Raw genomic sequence first — 18729 nt, 5'->3', positions numbered from 1 at the left:
TCCAATGTCACGGGATGGTTCAGCGGACGAACCGCCTTGATTTTCACGCAATCCCAGCGCGGGTCATCGGTGGTACTGTCCGGCGCGCTTGTCCGGCAAACCTCTACAATCCCGACGACCTCTTTGCCGATATTGGAATGGTAGAAGAACCCGAGATCACCCAGTTTCATCGCACGCATATTGTTGCGGGCCTGATAATTTCGTACGCCATCCCATTCCTCGCCCTCTTCGCCTTTGGCAAGCTGGTGGTCCCAGCCCCAGACATCGGGTTCCGATTTGAACAACCAATAGGCCATCAGCCGAGCACCTTTTTCCATTCCGATATCGTGACAGAGCCGAACAACCCGGCCTTGGCGTAAGGGTCTGCCGCCGCCCAATCCTGCGCCTGCTGCAAACTGTCGACAACCAGAATCAGCAAAGACCCGGACATCTGACCCTCCGGGGTAAGGAATGGCCCGGCGAGTTCGACGACACCGGTTTGCTCAACATAAGCAAGGTGGGCCGCGCGATTATCAAGGCGGGTCTGCAACGCCCCCGGTTTGTCATGGCAGATAAGGGTGACACGCATCGGCTACTCCTGTTTCAAAGGGCGGGTCATCAACGCGTGGATCGCGTCTGCCAAACTGATTCGATTCTGGCTCAGGGCGGCGACCATCGCGGTGATCGGCATCTCAATATCATGGGTTTTTGCCAGTTGGTAAACCGCTTTCGCCGTGGCCACGCCTTCCACGGTTACATTATCGTCAAACGAAGTGCCTTCGCCCAGTGCCATTCCATAGCGGAAATTCCGGGATTGCGCTGAGGTGCAGGTCAGCACCAAGTCACCAAACCCCGACAACCCGGCGAGTGTTTCCGCCTCCGCCCCCAGGTGCAGGGCAAGGCGCTTCATTTCGGCAAAGCCGCGCGTCATCAGTGCCGCCCGCGCACTTTCGCCAAGGCCCGCCCCGATCACGACCCCCGCCGCAATGGCGATGACGTTCTTCAGCGCGCCGCCAAATTCCGCTCCTGCCACGTCTGATGTGCGATAAAGCCGCAGGACCGGCGTGGAAAGCTGCTTTTGCAACGCCTGCCCCGCCGCCTCATCCGTGCAAGCCAGTGTCAGGGCGGTTGGCAGCCCTTTTGCGATATCGGCTGCAAAGCTCGGACCGGTCAGGATGGCCGCCGTCGCGTCCGGGCAATACTGCGCGATGATTCCGGTGGGACCAAGCCCGGTCGCAAGGTCTACACCTTTGCAGCAGGCGACAAGATGTTTGCGATGCAGAAGCGGGGCATGTTGCGCCAGAAACCCACGCATGGCCTGCGCCGGAAGGGCAAGCAAAACAGTCTCTGTTCCGGCCATTTCGGCGAGATCGCTAGCGGCGGTTACAGTTGCAGGCAACGCGGCACCGGGTAACCGTGCAATCCGTTTCCCGTCAAAATCACGCCCCCAAAGCAATACCGGTCCTTCCGCCCCCAAAGCAATCGCCAAAGCGCCGCCAAATGCCCCTGCTCCGATGATCCCGATCATGCTTTTGCCCCCTTCTTGCCGAAGCCAAGCAGTGCCGGGCTGGATTGATCCAATGGCCAACGCGGGCGCGCCATCAGGGTCATGTCATCGCGCCCACCCGCCCGGAACCGCTCAATCCCCGCCCAGGCGATCATCGCCGCGTTGTCGGTGCAAAGCGAGAGTGGCGGGGCCAGAAATTGCACATCCGCTTCCCGGCAAACCGTCTCTAACGCCGCGCGAATGGCCCGGTTTGCAGCAACGCCCCCCGCCACGGCAAACGCCTTGACCGGAGCCACAGCCAAGGCGCGGCGCGTCTTTTCCGCCAGCACCGCGACAACCGCCGCCTGAAACCCTGCGCACAGGTCGGCGCGGTCAAGCCGGGTCAAACCACCCTTTTCCGCAATCACCGCATCGCGCGCCCGCAGAACTGCGGTCTTTAGTCCGGAGAACGACATATCACAACCGGCACGGTCCAACAGTGGGCGCGGCAGCGCAAAGCGCAAGGGATCGCCGCCCAGCGCCGCCGCTTCCACTGCCGGGCCGCCGGGTTGCGGCAGACCGAGGATTTTCGCGATCTTGTCAAACGCCTCCCCCGGCGCGTCGTCAATAGAGCCGCCAATCCGCGTGAACGCCTCTGCGCCGTCAACGCGCAGAAATTGGCAATGGCCCCCGGACACCAGAAGCATGACATAGGGAAACGCCAGCCCATCGGTCAGGCGCGGGGTCAGTGCATGACCCGCCAGATGGTTCACACCGAGCAGCGGCAAACCAGTTGCCGCCGACAGCCCCTTGGCACACATCACCCCGGCCAGCACACCCCCGATCAGCCCCGGACCCGCCGTGACGGCAATCGCGTCGAGGTCAGTCAATGCCACCCCCGCCGCCGCAAGCGCCTGTTCGACACAGATATCCACCCGCTCCGCATGTGCCCGCGCGGCGATTTCCGGCACGACGCCGCCGAAGGCCGCGTGCAGGCTGGTCTGCCCTTCAACAATGGTGGAAAGAATCTCGCGCCCCGCTGGCCCATCGCGGACGACAGCCGCTGCCGTATCATCGCAGCTGCTTTCGATACCAAGAAGGGTAACGGTTTCGCGCATCTGCTGCCCCATCTCGTTGCCGTTGCCAGAATGTCTTCAAGCAGGTAACACCCATGTCATGCCCATACAATCCCGCCACCCCGCCTTTCTGTTGACCAGGCCCGCCGCGCAAAGCCTGCGTTTTGCGGCGGCCTTGCGGTTGCGGTTCGGTGGCCGTTTGTCGGTGACCATCAGCCCGCTCATTGCGCCGGAATACCTGCAACCCGCCCTGCCCGAAGGTCCGTTCACGGCGCTGGTCTTCACATCTGAAACCGGAGTGCGTGCGTTTGAGCGCCACCCGATGCGCGGCGAGATCACGACCACGCGCGCCTTTTGTGTCGGTGACCGCACAGCGAAAGCCGCACGCGCAGCGGGGTTGGAGCCTGCTTCGGCCAACGGTGACGCCATCGCGTTGATGCGATTGATCAATGACGCCGCCCCGGAAGGCGCGTTGATCCATTTCCGTGCGGAACATGCGCGCGCCGACATGGCCCAGATGCTGCGTGACAGCGGGTTCATTGCGCAGTCCTGCGTCGTCTACCGGCAGATTCCGCAAGCCCTCGCGCCACAGGCAATCGCATTGCTCCAAGGGGAAACACCGCTGCTGGTTCCCCTGTTTTCGCCGCGCAGCGCAGCCCTGTTCTCGGCACAGGTCAAAAAGCTGTGCATTTCGGCGCAACTGTCCTGTGTCGCGCTGAGCGAAGCTGTCGCGGCCTCGTTGGGGGATTTGCCGGATGTGAAACTGTTTCGCGCAGCAGAACCGACTGCGGAAGCGATGTTGGCAGCAGTTGCCGAAGCGTTGGATCAAGCTAGATGACTTGAGCCTGCGCCATTGTCGGTCTAGGTTGGTGAAAGTCCGGACCTCCGGGATGTTGGAAGGGGAGTGCATTCATGGCGACCAGGAAGACCTCGCGCTCCGGCGCGGAAAAGGCCGGAAGCGATGCGAAGGCCGCCCCGAGGAATACCAAGAAACCGGATGCCGTAATTGAAGATGCGGTGGTGTTGGCAAGCCCACCGGCCAAACCGGCCGGATCTCTGACAAGCCCTCCCCCCCCACAGCCGGATGCCGGGACCAAGGCAGGAGATCCTGCGCCGACACCCAAATCCGATCCGACGATTCCGTTTGCCAAGGCGGATACCGAACCGGCCACGGCGACCGCAATGCCGGACGCGAAGCCGTCAACGCCAGCACGCGCGAAACCGGACGAAGTTCGAGCAGGTGAGGTCAAGAGGGATTCCGCAACACCCATCAGTTCGAGTGAGCCAAAACCCGACACCGCGAAACTGGATGCACCCAAACCGAAGGCGCCAGAAAAAACCCAAGCGCCACCGCCTGCGCCGGTCATTGTCAAGCGTGGTCCGGGGTTTGGTGCCTTGGTCCTTGGTGGCGCGCTGGCTGCCGTTCTGGGCTTTGCCGTCGCGCAATTCGTGAAACCGGAGGGTTGGCCCTTTCCCGCGAACGACCAGCTTGACGCCAAGCTGACCGCGCAATCGAAGGCAATTGACGACCTGCGCGCGCAACTGCTCGCCCTGCCGAAAGAAGATGTCAAAGGCCCCACGGCTGAGGATTTGGCGGCTATCAGCGACACCGCAAATCACGCCCTGCAAACCGCAGAGGCAGCAAAAGCCGCCGCCGATGCCCCAAGCGAAGATGTTGCCCCCCGCATCACCGCATTGGAGGACCGTATCGGCGCGCTAGAGGCGCGGCCAACGGGTGACGGCGGCGTTGATTCTGCGGCACTGACCGCGCTTTCCGGCAAGATTGCGGCCCTGCGTACAGAGTTGGAGGCGCAAAAAGCCACGGCGCAGGCGCAGGAAAAAGCGACAGAGGTACAATCGGAAAAGGCCACGCAAGCCGCGCAGAAAACCCTGCTGCAAGCCGATCTTGCCAAGGTTGAGGCCGCGATCCAAAGCGGCGCGTCCTATACCGAGCCGCTTGCAAGTCTGACCGCTGCCGGGTTGAATATTCCCGCCGTCTTGACCGAGAACGCCGAAACCGGTGTGCCAACCGCAGCCGATCTTGCCACCGCGCTTGAAGACCCCGCGCGAGAGGCATTGTCCGTAAGCGTCCGCGGCAATATGGGCAGTACCTGGACCGAACGCGCCGGCGCCTTCCTGCGCAGCCAGACCGGCGCTCGCTCGCTGACCCCACGCGCCGGCGATGACCCCGATGCGGTGCTGTCGCGGGTCAATGCCGACGCCATTGCCGGTAATTTCGAAAAGGCTCTAGGCGAAGTGGCTGCGCTGCCGGAGGCGGCCCAAACCGTTCTGGGCGATTGGGTTGCACGGGTGAAATTGCGTCTGAATGCAGAACAAGCGACCGCTGCCATCTCAGCGGCGTTGAGCGAAAGGTAAAACCGAAGCATGATCTGGTCGCTCATCAAAGTACTGCTGTTCGTTGCCGCGATTGCGGGGCTGACCTATGGCGCGGGTGTCCTGATGGATACCGGCGGTGGCATCCGCATCGCGATGATGGGGATGGAATACACGCTGGGGCCGTTGCAGGCCGCGATTGCACTGTTGGTCCTGCTCGCTTGCGTCTGGCTTTTGCTGAAACTGATCGGGTTACTGGTCGCCGTGTTGCGGTTCCTGAACGGCGACGAAACTGCGATTTCCCGCTATTTTGACCGCAACCGCGAACGCAAAGGCTATCAGGCGCTGTCCGATGGTTTGATGGCACTTGCCTCCGGCGAAGGGCGCGTGGCACTTTCACGCGCGGCAAAGGCCGACAAGCTGCTCGACAAGCCGGAACTGACGACGTTGCTGATCGCGCAGGCCGCTGAAATGACCGGCGATACCAAGCGCGCGGCAGAGGCCTACAAACTGCTTTTGGAAGACAACAAATCCAGATTTGTCGGCGTACGCGGCTTGATGCGGCAGAAAATCACCGAAGGCGACACTGCCACCGCGTTGAAACTGGCCGAAAAGGCGTTTGCCCTGAAGCCGAAACATGCGGAAACGCAGGAGACATTGCTTGGCTTGCAGACCGGGCAAGGCGATTGGAAGGGCGCGCGCGCGACACTGGGCGCCAAGCTGAAATCCGGTGCGTTGCCGCGCGATGTTTATCGCCGCCGCGATGCCGTTCTGGCCCTGCAAGAAGCCCGCGTCGTGATTGATGAAGACGCCAGCATCGAGGCGAGGGAGGCCGCGATTGAGGCGAACCGCCTGTCACCTGACCTGATTCCGGCGGCGACGATGGCCGCGCGCAGCTATATTGCGCGTGGCGACAGCCGCAACGCGACCAAAGTGCTGAAGAAGGCATGGGCGGCGCAACCGCATCCCGATCTGGCGGCGGCCTTTGCCGAAATCTCACCCGACGAATCCACGACGGAGCGGTTGAAACGGTTCCGCGTGCTGACCAAGATCAACCCGGATCATATCGAAACCCGCCTGCTGCTGGCCGAACTCAACCTGACCGCCGAAGATTTCCCCGCCGCGCGCCGCGCCTTGGGCGATTTGGCGACGACCCATCCAAATGCCCGAACGCTGGCGATCATGGCAGCGGTGGAACGTGGCGAAGGCGCGGATGACGCCGTGATCCGGGGTTGGCTCGCCCGTGCACTGACCGCGCCGCGTGGTCCGCAGTGGTGCTGCGATAAATGTCAGGCGATCCATTCACAATGGGGGCCGATCTGTGACAATTGCAGCGGCTTTGATACCCTGTCTTGGCGTGAGCCGTCAGACGCCGCCGGCCCCAGCGCCACGGGAACCGAGTTGTTGCCATTGATCGTAGGGACTCCCGCCAAGCCAGAAAAGCTGGACGACGATGCCTCAGACGACGCTGAGATCGTTGACGGCGAGGTCAGCGAAAAGCCCTGATATCTTCGCATCGGTCGACCGACGTGCCGCACGGCGGTTACAGTTATGATCAGTAAACCGCAGGATGCCTGGGCGCACGGCGCCAAAGTCCTCGTCAGCCGCGCCCGGATGCGCTCGTGAATGATGGCGAAAGCGAACCGCATGTCCGCCACCTTCAAGCCGCAGGCGCGGCGAAGGAGTGACGTTGTGAAGCCGACGGGCAACCTGCTTGTTTGCACCCGTTCAACCTCAAGGCGGCAACGCTTGTCCAATTCCGCCTCAATCACAGACCAAGCCGTGGGCGGGTCGGACCCAAGAGCCAGACCCGACTGAATGTTGAAAGTATTGTTGAAAGTTTACAGAGCTTGATGCCGGGTGAGTTGGCGAGCAGGAGAATGGTGCCTCAAGAGGGACTCGAACCCCCGACCTTGTCCTTACGAAGGACCTGCTCTACCAGCTGAGCTATTGAGGCGACGCGAGCGCCCGTTTAAACGCAACTGGCGGCCACTTCAAGACAGATTCAGAACGGAATATCACCGTCGCCGCGATGCACAGCGAAACCGGCAACAAATCCCGTCATTTGTCAGATCATTTCTTGTCGCTCCGGCGATGAAGAACCAAACACCGCACTTGCGGTTCAGCGGCTTCTGAATGGCTCGCAAATTCAACGGGCAATACAAGCCTCAGATCGTCTGTTGATCGGCCTTGTTCTTGCTACGCGAGCGCGACAGCATCACCCCCCACGTCATTTCAACACCAAGCATGTCGGCAACGCCGCCATATTGGGGAAGTCATTACCGGTCGCTTCATTGAGTAGTCAGACGCAAGGCCAGTCGGGCGGTGGTGATGCTCTTGTCCTGCATGTGTCGCACTTGGTAAATCAGGTCGGCGCGGGTTTCATTCTTGTTGGTGCGCTTGATACAGGGTGTCGTGAATGTCCCAAGTGAGCGAACGACTCTCAAAGGTCACAGCACGCGCGGGCGCGCCCTTGGTTCAGATCTTCATGTCAAAGCCCAAATGCTTGGCAACGGTGAAAATATCCTTGTCACCACGTCCGCACATATTCATCACGATGATGTGGTCAGCAGATAATTCCGGCGCGATTTTCATCACATGCGCCAGCGCATGGCTCGGCTCCAGCGCCGGGATGATACCCTCCAGGGCACAGGACAACTGGAACGCCTCCAGCGCCTCGGAATCTGTTATAGAGACATATTTTGCGCGCCCCGTTTCATGCAGCCAGGCATGTTCAGGCCCGATTCCGGGATAGTCGAGGCCGGCGGAGATCGAAAACCCTTCCAGGATCTGCCCGTCCGCATCCTGCAACAGATAGGTGCGGTTGCCATGCAAAACTCCGGGGCGACCACCAGTAAGTGATGCGCAATGTTGCATGCGGTCGTCCACACCTTTCCCGCCCGCTTCCACCCCGATTATGTTCACCGACGTGTCATCGAGAAAGGGGAAGAACAAGCCCATCGCGTTGGAGCCGCCACCAATGGCTGCAATCAGAGTATCAGGCAAGCGCCCCTCCCCTTCTTGCTCGGCCAGTTGCCAGCGCACTTCCTTGCCGATGATCGACTGGAAATCACGGACCATGGCCGGATAGGGGGCCGGGCCCGCGACCGTACCGATGCAATAAAACGTGTCGCGCACATTGGTGACCCAATCGCGCAGCGCGTCGTTCATCGCGTCTTTCAACGTCCCGCGACCAGAGGTGACCGGCACCACCTCGGCCCCCAAAAGGCGCATCCGAAACACGTTGGGCGCTTGGCGTTCGACATCATGCGCGCCCATGTAGACCACGCATTTCAGCCCGAATTTGGCGCAAACGGTCGCGGTCGCAACGCCATGCTGTCCCGCCCCGGTTTCGGCGATGATCCGGGTTTTGCCCATGCGGCGCGCCAGAATGATCTGACCGAGGACGTTGTTGATCTTATGCGCGCCGGTATGGTTCAACTCGTCGCGCTTTAGGTAGATTTTCGCGCCGCCAAGGTGCCGGGTCAACCGCTCAGCGAAGTACAGCGGTGAGGGGCGGCCAACGTAGTGTTTCCAAAGATCATCCATCTCGGCCCAGAATGTCGGGTCGGTCTTGGCGAACTCATAGCGTTCTTCCAATTCCAGGATCAGCGGCATCAGAGTTTCAGAAACGAAGCGTCCGCCAAAAATGCCGAACCGACCTTGTTCATCCGGGCCGGTCATATAGCTGTTGATACGGTCGTCGGCCATTGCACTGCCCCTTTTGCTGCTGTTGGGTCTCATTTAGCCTAGCTTGGTGAGGTTGGAAACCATTTCTACCAGCGCGCGATTTGGCAGTCGAAAGATAGGTATTTTTACCAAGATGAAATCAGACGAGCGGCTTTTTGAACCCGGTATGAGAGGGGTTGTACCCCATCGTCAGATAGAAGGATTGCGCGCGGGCACGGGTTTTGTCGGAGGTGAGTTGGATCAGGGTGCAGCCGGCGGCGCGGGCACGGGCTTCGGCGTCGCGCATCAACTCCGCGCCGATCCCTCGGGACCGCAGATCGTCCTGAACGCGAACAGATTCCACCTGCGCGCGACGGCTTGCGCGGCGTGAAAGGCCGGTGATGAAGGTGAGTTGATAGGTGGCAACGATGGCGCCTTCCTGTTCTCCGACGATCAGGCTATTGCCGCTTTCGGCCTGTATCGCCTCAAACGCCGCGAAATAGGCTGATGGCGTTTCGCCTTCACGTGCTGCCCCCAAAGCGTCGTCCGCCAGAAGTGCGATGATCGCGGGCACGTCGTCGCGGCGCGCCTGTCGCCAAGTGATCATTGCGCCGCGCGGACAAAGGCCGCAATTGCCGTGGGATCTTTGACACCTGGAGCAGATTCAACCCCTGAGGCGACATCAACCTGCCGCGCACCGGTCAGACGGATCGCCTCAGCCACATTCAACGGGGTCAGCCCCCCCGCGAGCATCCAGGGTTTGAGCCACTTGCGCCCAACGAGCAGCCGCCAATCAAAACTCACCCCATTGCCGCCGGGTAATCTCGCACCCTTCGGCGGTTTGGCGTCGATCATCAGTTGATCCGCCACGAGGGAATATTCGATCAGATCAGCCAGATCGTCCTCATCCGCAATGCCCAGCACCTTCATCACCGGCAAACCGTAACGGCTGCGCAGTTGTGCAACGCGGTCAGGGGATTCGTGACCATGGAGTTGCAACATGTCCAACGGAACTGTTTCCACGATCTGATCCAACCATGCGTCATCTGCATCGACCGTGAGGGCGACCTTTGCCAGACCGGGCGGGGCTGCCAGCGCAACCTCGCGCGCTTGTGTCGGAGCGAGGTAACGTGGCGATTTCGGAAAGAAGTTGAACCCCGCATAGGCCGCCCCCGCCGCAGCAACAGCAGCCATATCGGCAACAGTCCGCAAGCCGCAGATTTTGACTCGAACTTCCGCCATGGATCAACCAGTTTTGGCGGGGCGATCCAGCAGGGCAAGCACTTCGTCCTGCTTCTCCGGCGTTGCGCGGCGCAGCTCACCCAGTTCCCGCTCCAGCCGCGTGATTTCGCGCGCACGTTCGCTGGCGCTGGCGCGGTGTTTGTGTTCGCGGAACCATTCCCAGATGAAGCCGATCATCAACCCCGCGATGATCCCGCCAAAAATCACCAAGTATAGCGGTAGGTTCACCGAATGATTGAAATTGGCCAAGGCCGCCATGTCCGGCGGCAGCAGGTTAAGCTCCACCTTGGTACGATTTGCCAAAGCAACTGTCAGCAGAACAATCGCGAGTCCAATGAGGAACAGATACCGCAGATACCGAATCATTTAGCCTTCTTACCTTCCGTTCAGCCTGTCGCGCAGTAGTTTGCCGGTCTTGAAGAAGGGAACCTTCTTGTCCTCCACCTCAACCGCCTCCCCTGTGCGCGGGTTGCGCCCGGTTCGGGCGTCACGCGCCTTGACCGAGAATGCGCCGAAGCCGCGCAATTCAACCCGCTCCCCCCGCGCCAATGCCTCGATAACTTCCTCAAACACCGTGTTTACAATACGCTCCACATGGCGCTGCGTCAGATGCGGATTCTCATCCGCGATCTTCTGAATCAATTCAGACCGAATCATCCGTTTCCCCCCCGGAGTGCGTCGGCTTTCTTTGGGCGCGCCGACTGTCTTTTGCCTGTCAACTATAGGGAAAAACCATCCTCATACAAACAGGAAAACCGGGTAATTGCGTGCAAAGATGCACATAGACAGAGGGCCCCACCTTGCGGCAGGGCCCGAAATTGACAATCAGCAGAAGAATTTAGTCTTTGTCGCCCTTCAGCGCCGCGCCAAGGATGTCGCCCAGGGACGCGCCCGAATCGGACGAACCGTACTGTTCCACGGCTTCTTTCTCCTCTGCGATCTCACGCGCCTTGATCGACAGACCCAAACGGCGGGTCTTGCTGTCGACATTGGTGACGCGCACGTCGATCTTGTCGCCAACGCCGAAACGCTCCGGGCGCTGGTCGGCACGGTCGCGTGACAGGTCGGAACGACGGATGAAGGATTTCATTCCGTTGTAATCGACCTCAACGCCGCCCTCTTCAATCGCAGTCACTTCAACCGTGATGATGGAGCCGCGCTTCACGCCGTCAACCGCATCGGTGAAGGTGTCTTCGCCAAGGGCTTTGACCGACAGGCTGATACGCTCTTTTTCAACATCAACTTCGGTGACAGCGGCCTGAACCGTGTCGCCTTTGCGGTAGTTGGCAATCGCATCTTCGCCGCGCTGGTCCCATGACAGGTCGGAAAGATGGACCATGCCGTCGATATCGTTATCAAGGCCAACGAACAGACCGAATTCGGTGATGTTCTTGACTTCGCCTTCGATGTTCGTGCCAACGGGGTGGGTTTCTGCAAACACTTCCCATGGGTTACGCTGGGTCTGCTTGAGGCCGAGCGAAACCCGACGCTTGGCGGAATCGATTTCCAGCACCATGACATCGACTTCCTGGCTGGTGGAAACGATCTTGCCGGGATGAACGTTCTTCTTGGTCCAAGACATTTCCGAGACGTGAACCAAACCTTCGACACCGGCTTCCAGCTCTACAAACGCGCCGTAATCGGTGATGTTGGTGACGCGGCCCTTGTGCACCGATCCCAGCGGATATTGCGTTTCAACCGCATCCCACGGATCGGACTGCAACTGCTTCATGCCAAGGCTGATGCGGTGGGTTTCCTTGTTGATCTTGATGACCTGCACTTTGACAGTTTCACCAATCGCAAGAATTTCCGATGGATGGTTCACACGACGCCAAGCCATGTCGGTTACGTGCAGCAAGCCGTCAACACCGCCCAGGTCAACAAACGCACCGTATTCCGTGATGTTCTTGACCACGCCGTCAACGGTCTGGCCTTCTGTCAGGTTGCCAATAACCTCAGCACGCTGCTCCGCACGCGATTCTTCCAGAATGGCGCGGCGCGAGACAACGATGTTGCCACGACGACGGTCCATTTTCAAAATCTGGAACGGCTGCTTCATACCCATCAACGGGCCAGCGTCACGCACAGGGCGCACGTCCACTTGCGAACCCGGAAGGAACGCAACAGCGCCACCCAGATCAACCGTAAAGCCGCCTTTGACACGGCCGAAAATGGCACCATCAACGCGGGTCTCGTCAGCGTAAGCACGCTCCAGCCGGTCCCAAGCCTCTTCGCGCTTGGCCTTGTCGCGCGAAATCTGTGCTTCCCCGCGGGAGTTTTCCACGCGGTCGAGGAACACTTCAACTTCGTCACCGACCTGAATTTCAGCGGTGCCGCCAATATCAGCAAATTCTTTCAGATCAACGCGGCCTTCCATTTTATAGCCGACGTCGATGATGGCCTGGCCCGCCTCAATCGCGATAACCTTGCCTTTGACAACAGACCCTTCTTGCGGGGTGTCAATTTCGAGGCTTTCTGCAAGCAGCGCTTCGAATTCTTCCATGGTGTTCATAGTAGCCATTAAAATCAGTTTCCTTTTCGTCGTTTATGTCACTGGCCTTGCGGTTGTCTCCGCCGGTCTTTGGGTGGGTCTTTCAGGAAAGCCAAAAGCGCGCCAAAATGCGGCGCGCAAAGAATCTCCCTTGAGATGGGCGGTCTATAGGAGGTTTGGGCATGGCAGGCAAGGGCCACACGCGCAGATTGGATAGCTCTACGCCAACCATCCTCACGTCTCACGCATCACGCTTGGCGATGCGTGCGGCGACAATGGCAATCGCTTTCGACACAACTTCGTCTACGCCCAGATCAGAAGTGTCAAGCGTCACCGCATCGTCGGCAGGGCGCAAAGGGGCGTCTTCGCGGTTCATATCGCGGGCGTCGCGCTCATGCACTTCCGCCAAAACCTGTGCCGCGTCGCCGCCCAACTCCAACCACCGCCGACGCGCCCGCACCTCCGCACTGGCGGTTACAAACAGCTTCACTTCGGCATTCGGGCAAATCACTGTGCCGATATCACGCCCATCCAGCACCGCGCCGCCAGCGCGACGCGCAAAATCACGCTGAAAATCCACCAGCGCGGCACGCACATCGGGAAGGGCGGCGACTCGGCTGGCAGCCTGCCCCGCTTCCAGGGTGCGCAGATCGCCCCTCGCCAGGTCTTCACCATTCAGGCTGCGGGCGGCCTGCACCGGATCACCGTTCTTTGCACCAACGGCGCGGTACAAAAGCCCCGTATCCAGATAGGCAAAGCCGAAATGCGCCGCCACGGCGCGGCTAACCGTGCCTTTGCCCGCTGCGGCAGGACCGTCGATCGCAACGGTAAAGATCATCTAGGGCTCTCTCCTGATTTCATCTTGGCAGAAAATACCTGCGCCGCAGGCCCCGACTTGCAAAGCGCGCAATCGCAGTCAACTGTGCAACGCCGTTTCAATCGCGGCCCAAAGCACTTCCGCAGGTTCCACCCCGACCGATAGCCGAATGAATCCCTCTGAGACCGGGTCACCCCAGCGGGCACGCCGTTCCCCCGCCGTGTGGGTGCCACCAAAACTGGTGGTTTGGGTGATATAGGGGCAAGCAGCCAAAAACGCCTCCGCTGCGTCCATAGTCGCAAGTTCAAAACCGATCAGGAACCCGAACCCCGTCATCTGACGCTGCGCCAACACATGCGACGGGTCACCCGGCAACCCCGGATAACGCAGGTTTGTCACAGCCCGATGCCCCGACAGCCTTTCCGCGATGATTTGGGCAGTGGCGCACATGCGCTCCAGCCGAACCTCCAGCGTCTCGATGCCCCGGTGAAGCAACCACGCCTCAAACGCCCCCGGCACCGCACCTGAAATCTTGCGCCATTGCCGAACCCGCGCCTCCAGACCTGTATCGCGGGTCGCGACATGGCCGAACAGGATGTCGGAATGCCCGCCCGGCGCTTTGGTATCGGCGGCGACCACCATATCAGCCCCCAAATCGAGCGGGCGCTGAAGCAAAGGGGTCATCGTGGTGTTGTCCACAATCAGCAACCCGCCAGCCGCGCGAACCCGCTGCGCGATCAAAGCGATATCGCAGCAATCCAAGCCGGGATTGGAGGGGGTTTCGATAAACACCACGGCACCACCCGAAACATCCGCCGTAGCGATCGCCGCAGTTCGCACTTCCACCACTTCGACACCGTAAGCCGCCAACACCTCCGCCGAAAACACGCGCGTAACGTAATAACCATCCGCGGGGATGATCAGCCGCTTGCGGTCGGTCAGCACCGCCATCAATGCCGCCGAAATCGCCGCCATTCCCGACGGAAACGCCACGCAAGGTGCGTCCTCCAGGATACCCAGTTGCGTCTCTACCGCCTCCCATGTCGGCATCGACATGCGGCCATAGATATGGCTCGCCCCCTCCACCTCCGGCAGATGATAGGTTGTCGCGGAAACCAAAGGCGGCGCTACCGCCTCTCCCTTTTCCAGCAGTGCCGCCCGATGATGCAGCAGCTTGGCGAAACGCAGCTTTCCCTGATCGTCCATCCTTTATCCTTTCGTCAGCGTGGCACCCAAGCCCGTCATCAACCCTTCGAACATGGGAAAAGACGTGGCGATGGGCGAGGCATCGTCAACGGTGATCGGCTTTAGGCTGGCCATGCCCGCAACCAGAAACGCCATCGCGATCCGGTGGTCGATATGGGTGGCGCAGGTCGCCCCACCCGGCACGCCGCCGGGGCCACGCCCATGCACGATCAGCGTGTCTTCACCCTCCTCCACCCGTACACCGCAGGCTTCCAGCCCGCGCGCCATCGCAGCAATCCGGTCACTTTCCTTGACCCGCAACTCTTTGACCCCGCGCATCACCGTTTTCCCGGTTGCATTGGCCGCGACAACAGACAGGATCGGATATTCATCAATCATCGAGGGCGCGCGCTCCGGCGGCACTTCGATGCCTTTGAGGTCAGAGAACCGAACCCGGAGATCAGCAACAGGCTCCCCGCCTTCCTCCCGCGGATTTTCAAATGTGATGTCCGCCCCCATTTCAACGAGTGTAAGGTAAATCCCGTTCCGCGTCAGGTTCTGGCTGACGCCCGGCACAAATATATCCGACCCCTCCACAATCAGCGCTGCACAAACCGGAAATGCCGCCGACGACGGGTCGCGCGGCACCGCCACGCTTTGCGGACGTAGCTCCGGCTGGCCGGTCAGCGTGATGACATTGCCCTCCGCCGCGCTTTCCACCACGAGTTCCGCACCAAAGCCCAACAGCATCCGTTCGGAATGATCGCGCGTAGGCTCTTTCTCAATCACCACCGTCTGCCCCGGAGCGTTCAATCCCGCCAGAAGAACCGCTGATTTCACCTGCGCTGAGGCCATTGGCAAGGCGTAGCGTACCGGAACCGGGTTTGCCGCGCCCACAACCGTCATCGGCAAACGCCCGCCCTTGCGACCATAGGCCTGGGTGCCAAACAGCGACAGCGGGTCGGTCACCCTCCCCATCGGACGCTTGCACAAACTGGCGTCCCCGGTGAACGTGGCGGTTATCGCGGTCGTTGCCATGCAGCCCATGATCAACCGCACACCGGTTCCTGAATTGCCACAATCAATCACCGTTTCCGGTTCCCGAAACCCACCGACACCGACACCATGAACCGACCAACGGCCCGGCCCATGCTGCACCACCTCTGCCCCGAAGGCGCGCATGGCGCGGGCCGTATCCAACACGTCCTGACCTTCCAGCAGCCCGGTAATCTGCGTCTCCCCCACCGCCATCGCGCCGAAGATCAGCGCGCGATGGCTGATGGATTTATCACCCGGAATTTCCGCCAGCCCCATAAGGGGGCCAGATTTAGCAGCGGTCATTGCTTGGGCTGCACCATGGCCGGACATATAATTCTCCTCAGAAAGTTTGCAGATCGGGGGGTCGGCGAACTGATACCGCAAGCGTCGGGGGCCGTCCATGGGGCGAAAATGAGCATCAGACCTTGCTGCCGTCCGAACCGCAGATGCCGGACGGAACCATCGAGCATCGCACAAGGAAGCAATCGACGCCCGCATTGAAACCGGGAATTGGTGCGCAAGCATGGCAAGTGCCACTGGCTTTGATGTTTGCTCTGCCACCATTGGTCGGCGGTGGCGGTGCAGGGCATCCGCCTGGATCTGGCTCCAGATCGGCAGCACGGTCGCGGAGGTGCTTCACGACGGCGAGGCCGGGTTTGATGGAAACAACCCGAATTTTGACATCCCGACAATGCGGGCTTTGGCTTGAATTCATCTTGGCAAAAATACCTGAATGCCACTGCAAAACACGCCCACCGCGTCAAGGCATGATCTCCACCTTCGTTCCAATCGCCACCACCGGCCAAATCTCCCGCATTTCGGCATTGCTCAATGCGATGCAACCAGCGGTCCAATCGCCCGGAACCATCGCCGCATCGGGAAAGCCGTTGGGCTGCCCGTGGAAAAAGATATCCCCGCCGGGGTCATATCCGCCCGCCGCTGCCCGCGCGCTATCCACCGGTCGCGGATAATCAAGCCCGAGCGAAAGATGATAAGCGCTGCTTTCATTGCGGCGATTGATGTGAAATATTCCTTCCGGCGTGCGCCCATCCCCTTGCCGCAGCTTATCGCCTTGTGCGGCAAAACCCAAAGCGATCCGATAGCTGCGCAATGACACACCGTCGCGATATAGTACCATGCGCCGCGCCGCCTTCTCCACCACGATCAGGTCAACAGGGCCGGTCAATGGCCCATGGTCAGGAACGGATGGCATCGGGCGCACGAGGACGATCAGCACCACGGCAACAATCAGCACCAACAAAACCAGCGCTGAGTATGCTGCCGCCAATATTTTCATGCCGCATCAAACCTCATTGCAAATCAGCAAATGCCACCTGCAAACGCTTCACCGCCGTTTCAACGCGGGCGCGTGGCGTGGCAAGGTTGAACCGCAGACAGCTTTCGCCACCCTTGCCAAAAGTCGGGCCGTGATTGGCAGCAATCTTTGCGCCTTTCTCCACCCGCTCGGTAAATTCCGCCGCAGTCATGCCGGTGCCGGAGAAATCGACCCAAGCCAGATAAGTCGCCTCCAGCGCCATGGATTTCAGCCCTGGAATCGCATTCACCCCATCATCAAAAATGCGCTTGTTTTCCGCCAGATATGCCATCAGCGTATCGACCCATTCCGCACCCTCTGCGCTATAGGCCGCCGTTGCCATGAACAAACCAAAGGAGTTCGGCGAAATCCCGAGCCCATTCATCACCGCCGCGAATCTCGCCCGCAGTGCGGCATCCGGGATGATCACGTTGCCGATATGACTGCCCGCGATGTTGAAGGTCTTGGTCGTCGCAGTCATCATCACCAACCGGTCCATGATATCCGGCGTCGCAACGGCCATGACGCTGTGTTTATGACCGGGAAAAACAAGGTCGTGGTGAATCTCATCCGACACCACAATCAGGTCATGCCGCTTGGCAAAATCGGCGACGCCGCGCAATTCCGCCTTGCTCCAGACCTGTCCGCCGGGATTATGCGGTGAACACAGGATCAGCATTTTCTCTGCGCCCGTCATTTGCGCATCCCATGCGCCAAAATCCATGACGTGACGCCCGTTCTCAACCGGCATCTGACATTCGACGACTTTGCGCCCCGCGGCCGCAACCACCCGCGCGAAGGCGTGGTAAACTGGCGTCATCAGCACGACGCCATCACCGGGCGCGGTGAAGGCCTGTACGCAAAGCCCGGTGCCGTTCACCAAGCCATGGGTGGTGAAGATCGCATCCCGCTCCACTTCCCAGCCGTGACGGTTTTTCATCCACCACTGAATTGCGGCAAGATAGGCAGAATCATCGCCGAAATAGCCATAGATCCCGTGATCGGTCACCGCCTCAAGCGCCTTTTGCACGCATGCCGGGGGCCGGAAATCCATATCCGCCACCCACATCGAAATGCCTTCCTGCGGCGAGACGCCGTATATCTTTTCCATCGCATCCCACTTCACCGAATGCGTGCCGACGCGGTTGATCTCTTCATCGAAATTCATGGCTAACCCCCGATTGTTTTTTTCATCCTAGCGGTGTGATCCCATGCCTTCCAGCCCCCGAATGTCCGGGTTACAATCCACATCTCGCGTCCGACCCGATTTTCGCCCCCAGTCGCACACAGGATTGCACGGGCGCGGCGCATCCCTTACATGATCTTGCATGAAACGCTCGATCCTGATCCATCCCGACCCGCGCCTGAAGAAAATCTGCCCCCCAGTGGAGGCGGTGACGCCTGACATCGGGCAGTTGGCGGAAGACATGCTGGCGACGATGTATGACGCGCCCGGCATCGGATTGGCAGCGCCGCAAGTCGGTGCCATGCATCGGCTTCTGGTGATGGATTGCGTCAAGGATCCTGAGGTTGCGCCACGCCCTATGGTCCTGATCAACCCCAGCGTGACCTGGGCATCGGAGGATCTGGCGGTCTATGACGAAGGCTGCCTTTCCATCCCCGATCAATATGCCGAAGTGACCCGCCCCGCCAAGGTTCGGGTCGAATGGACCGGCCTGGATGGCAAACAACAGGAAGAGGAGTTTGCGGGCCTGTGGGCCACTTGCGTGCAGCATGAGATCGACCATCTGAACGGCAAGCTGTTTATTGACTACCTCGGCCCGCTGAAACGTCAGATGATCACGCGCAAGATGGAAAAGCTGAAACGCGAAATGGCGCGGAACGGCTGATGGCGATTCTGCCCATCCTGTTGCTGCCCGATGCTCGTCTGCGCGAAACCTGCGCCCCCGTTACGCTGTTCGATGCTGCCCTGAAACAACGGGCCGATGACATGCTGGAAACCATGTATGCCGCCCCCGGTCGCGGCTTGGCGGGCCCGCAAGTCGGCGCGATGCAGCGCATTTTCGTGATGGATGTCGGCTGGAAAGAGGGGCGACCGAGCCCTATGGTCTGCATAAACCCCGTTATCAAAGACGC

20 protein-coding genes and 1 tRNA gene are annotated in these 18729 nt (G+C 60.3%); 5 read left to right on the top strand and 16 right to left on the bottom strand.

Annotated features, from left to right (window positions below; translation table 11 throughout):
- The 4 genes from L0H65_RS02980 to tsaD all read right to left on the bottom strand — a co-directional run.
- On the bottom strand, positions 1–296 hold a 296-nt coding region (locus tag L0H65_RS02980), incomplete at its 3' end, for an EVE domain-containing protein (RefSeq protein ID WP_301457308.1).
- Positions 296–568, bottom strand: a complete 273-nt coding sequence (locus L0H65_RS02975) for a YciI family protein (RefSeq protein WP_301457305.1) — start codon at positions 566–568, stop codon at positions 296–298. The genes L0H65_RS02980 and L0H65_RS02975, both read right to left, overlap by 1 nt.
- A 3-nt stretch (positions 569–571) precedes the next feature.
- Positions 572–1507, bottom strand: coding sequence for an NAD(P)H-dependent glycerol-3-phosphate dehydrogenase (locus L0H65_RS02970; protein ID WP_301457303.1), 936 nt, complete (start codon positions 1505–1507; stop codon positions 572–574).
- Positions 1504–2583, bottom strand: coding sequence for a tRNA (adenosine(37)-N6)-threonylcarbamoyltransferase complex transferase subunit TsaD (gene tsaD / locus L0H65_RS02965; protein WP_301457302.1), 1080 nt, complete (start codon positions 2581–2583; stop codon positions 1504–1506). The genes L0H65_RS02970 and tsaD overlap by 4 nt, the downstream gene beginning before the upstream one ends.
- 58 nt (positions 2584–2641) lie before the next feature.
- On the opposite strand from tsaD, the gene L0H65_RS02960 reads away from it, so the two are divergent.
- From L0H65_RS02960 to L0H65_RS02950, 3 genes are all read left to right on the top strand, one after another.
- Positions 2642–3379 carry a uroporphyrinogen-III synthase gene (locus tag L0H65_RS02960; protein WP_301457300.1) on the top strand — a complete coding sequence of 246 codons (738 nt, stop codon included), beginning with the start codon at positions 2642–2644 and terminating at the stop codon, positions 3377–3379.
- A 74-nt stretch (positions 3380–3453) separates the two neighbouring features.
- The gene (locus L0H65_RS02955; RefSeq protein ID WP_301457298.1) at positions 3454–4917 is read left to right on the top strand and encodes a COG4223 family protein; all 1464 of its coding nucleotides are present in this window, start codon (positions 3454–3456) and stop codon (positions 4915–4917) included.
- A 9-nt stretch (positions 4918–4926) separates the two neighbouring features.
- A complete protein-coding gene (locus L0H65_RS02950; RefSeq protein ID WP_301457296.1) occupies positions 4927–6381 on the top strand; it encodes a heme biosynthesis protein HemY in 1455 nt (484 codons plus the stop codon).
- Positions 6382–6756: 375 nt separating this feature from the next.
- Here L0H65_RS02950 and L0H65_RS02945 read toward each other — a convergent pair.
- The 12 genes from L0H65_RS02945 to L0H65_RS02890 all read right to left on the bottom strand — a co-directional run bounded on the left by L0H65_RS02945 (position 6757) and on the right by L0H65_RS02890 (position 17800).
- Positions 6757–6832 (bottom strand) — tRNA-Thr (locus L0H65_RS02945).
- 521 nt (positions 6833–7353) lie between these two features.
- Complete coding sequence (trpB, locus tag L0H65_RS02940) at positions 7354–8586, bottom strand: tryptophan synthase subunit beta (protein WP_301457295.1); 1233 nt, start codon at positions 8584–8586, stop codon at positions 7354–7356.
- 118 nt (positions 8587–8704) lie between these two features.
- Complete coding sequence (locus tag L0H65_RS02935; RefSeq protein WP_301457293.1) at positions 8705–9151, bottom strand: GNAT family N-acetyltransferase; 447 nt, start codon at positions 9149–9151, stop codon at positions 8705–8707.
- Positions 9148–9786 (bottom strand): phosphoribosylanthranilate isomerase, encoded by a 639-nt coding sequence (locus tag L0H65_RS02930; protein WP_301457292.1) that lies wholly within the window; start codon positions 9784–9786, stop codon positions 9148–9150. Before L0H65_RS02930 ends, L0H65_RS02935 begins: the two co-directional genes overlap by 4 nt.
- Before the next feature lie 3 nt (positions 9787–9789).
- Positions 9790–10152, bottom strand: coding sequence for a lipopolysaccharide assembly protein LapA domain-containing protein (locus L0H65_RS02925; RefSeq protein WP_367651970.1), 363 nt, complete (start codon positions 10150–10152; stop codon positions 9790–9792).
- 9 nt (positions 10153–10161) lie between these two features.
- Positions 10162–10443: an integration host factor subunit beta gene (gene ihfB / locus L0H65_RS02920; protein WP_301457291.1), complete on the bottom strand. Its 282-nt coding sequence runs from the start codon at positions 10441–10443 to the stop codon at positions 10162–10164.
- 181 nt (positions 10444–10624) lie between these two features.
- Entirely contained in the window at positions 10625–12289 is a 1665-nt protein-coding gene (rpsA, locus tag L0H65_RS02915) for a 30S ribosomal protein S1 (protein ID WP_301457290.1), read from the bottom strand.
- Positions 12290–12518: 229 nt separating this feature from the next.
- Positions 12519–13115: a d(CMP) kinase gene (locus L0H65_RS02910; protein WP_301457289.1), complete on the bottom strand. Its 597-nt coding sequence runs from the start codon at positions 13113–13115 to the stop codon at positions 12519–12521.
- A gap of 78 nt (positions 13116–13193) precedes the next feature.
- Positions 13194–14300: a cystathionine gamma-lyase gene (locus L0H65_RS02905; RefSeq protein ID WP_301457288.1), complete on the bottom strand. Its 1107-nt coding sequence runs from the start codon at positions 14298–14300 to the stop codon at positions 13194–13196.
- A gap of 3 nt (positions 14301–14303) precedes the next feature.
- Entirely contained in the window at positions 14304–15647 is a 1344-nt protein-coding gene (gene aroA, locus L0H65_RS02900; protein ID WP_301457286.1) for a 3-phosphoshikimate 1-carboxyvinyltransferase, read from the bottom strand.
- 430 nt (positions 15648–16077) lie between these two features.
- Complete coding sequence (locus L0H65_RS02895) at positions 16078–16614, bottom strand: murein L,D-transpeptidase family protein (protein ID WP_301457284.1); 537 nt, start codon at positions 16612–16614, stop codon at positions 16078–16080.
- 13 nt (positions 16615–16627) lie between these two features.
- Positions 16628–17800: a MalY/PatB family protein gene (locus L0H65_RS02890; RefSeq protein ID WP_301457283.1), complete on the bottom strand. Its 1173-nt coding sequence runs from the start codon at positions 17798–17800 to the stop codon at positions 16628–16630.
- A 160-nt stretch (positions 17801–17960) separates the two neighbouring features.
- Here L0H65_RS02890 and def point away from each other — a divergent pair, with 160 nt between their 5' ends.
- Both def and L0H65_RS02880 read left to right on the top strand, forming a co-directional pair.
- Positions 17961–18482, top strand: coding sequence for a peptide deformylase (gene def / locus L0H65_RS02885; RefSeq protein ID WP_301457281.1), 522 nt, complete (start codon positions 17961–17963; stop codon positions 18480–18482).
- On the top strand, positions 18482–18729 hold a 248-nt coding region (locus tag L0H65_RS02880), incomplete at its 3' end, for a peptide deformylase (RefSeq protein WP_301457280.1). The genes def and L0H65_RS02880, both read left to right, overlap by 1 nt.

The sequence above is a fragment of the Pseudorhodobacter sp. genome (genome assembly GCF_030452865.1).
Lineage (GTDB): Bacteria > Pseudomonadota > Alphaproteobacteria > Rhodobacterales > Rhodobacteraceae > Pseudorhodobacter.
The sequence above is the reverse complement of the archived record's forward strand: the minus strand, read 5'-3'. Positions and strand labels throughout refer to the sequence as shown.

Bases quoted from the DNA above. Each gene is read 5' to 3' on its own strand.
- L0H65_RS02975 (WP_301457305.1), bottom strand. From the start codon at position 568: ATGCGTGTCACCCTTATCTGCCATGACAAACCGGGGGCGTTGCAGACC.
- L0H65_RS02970 (WP_301457303.1), bottom strand. From the start codon at position 1,507: ATGATCGGGATCATCGGAGCAGGGGCATTTGGCGGCGCTTTGGCGATT.
- tsaD (WP_301457302.1), bottom strand. From the start codon at position 2,583: ATGCGCGAAACCGTTACCCTTCTTGGTATCGAAAGCAGCTGCGATGAT.
- L0H65_RS02960 (WP_301457300.1), top strand. From the start codon at position 2,642: ATGCCCATACAATCCCGCCACCCCGCCTTTCTGTTGACCAGGCCCGCC.
- L0H65_RS02955 (WP_301457298.1), top strand. From the start codon at position 3,454: ATGGCGACCAGGAAGACCTCGCGCTCCGGCGCGGAAAAGGCCGGAAGC.
- L0H65_RS02950 (WP_301457296.1), top strand. From the start codon at position 4,927: ATGATCTGGTCGCTCATCAAAGTACTGCTGTTCGTTGCCGCGATTGCG.
- trpB (WP_301457295.1), bottom strand. From the start codon at position 8,586: ATGGCCGACGACCGTATCAACAGCTATATGACCGGCCCGGATGAACAA.
- L0H65_RS02935 (WP_301457293.1), bottom strand. From the start codon at position 9,151: ATGATCACTTGGCGACAGGCGCGCCGCGACGACGTGCCCGCGATCATC.
- L0H65_RS02930 (WP_301457292.1), bottom strand. From the start codon at position 9,786: ATGGCGGAAGTTCGAGTCAAAATCTGCGGCTTGCGGACTGTTGCCGAT.
- L0H65_RS02925 (WP_367651970.1), bottom strand. From the start codon at position 10,152: ATGATTCGGTATCTGCGGTATCTGTTCCTCATTGGACTCGCGATTGTT.
- ihfB (WP_301457291.1), bottom strand. From the start codon at position 10,443: ATGATTCGGTCTGAATTGATTCAGAAGATCGCGGATGAGAATCCGCAT.
- rpsA (WP_301457290.1), bottom strand. From the start codon at position 12,289: ATGGAAGAATTCGAAGCGCTGCTTGCAGAAAGCCTCGAAATTGACACC.
- L0H65_RS02910 (WP_301457289.1), bottom strand. From the start codon at position 13,115: ATGATCTTTACCGTTGCGATCGACGGTCCTGCCGCAGCGGGCAAAGGC.
- L0H65_RS02905 (WP_301457288.1), bottom strand. From the start codon at position 14,300: ATGGACGATCAGGGAAAGCTGCGTTTCGCCAAGCTGCTGCATCATCGG.
- aroA (WP_301457286.1), bottom strand. From the start codon at position 15,647: ATGTCCGGCCATGGTGCAGCCCAAGCAATGACCGCTGCTAAATCTGGC.
- L0H65_RS02895 (WP_301457284.1), bottom strand. From the start codon at position 16,614: ATGAAAATATTGGCGGCAGCATACTCAGCGCTGGTTTTGTTGGTGCTG.
- L0H65_RS02890 (WP_301457283.1), bottom strand. From the start codon at position 17,800: ATGAATTTCGATGAAGAGATCAACCGCGTCGGCACGCATTCGGTGAAG.
- def (WP_301457281.1), top strand. From the start codon at position 17,961: ATGAAACGCTCGATCCTGATCCATCCCGACCCGCGCCTGAAGAAAATC.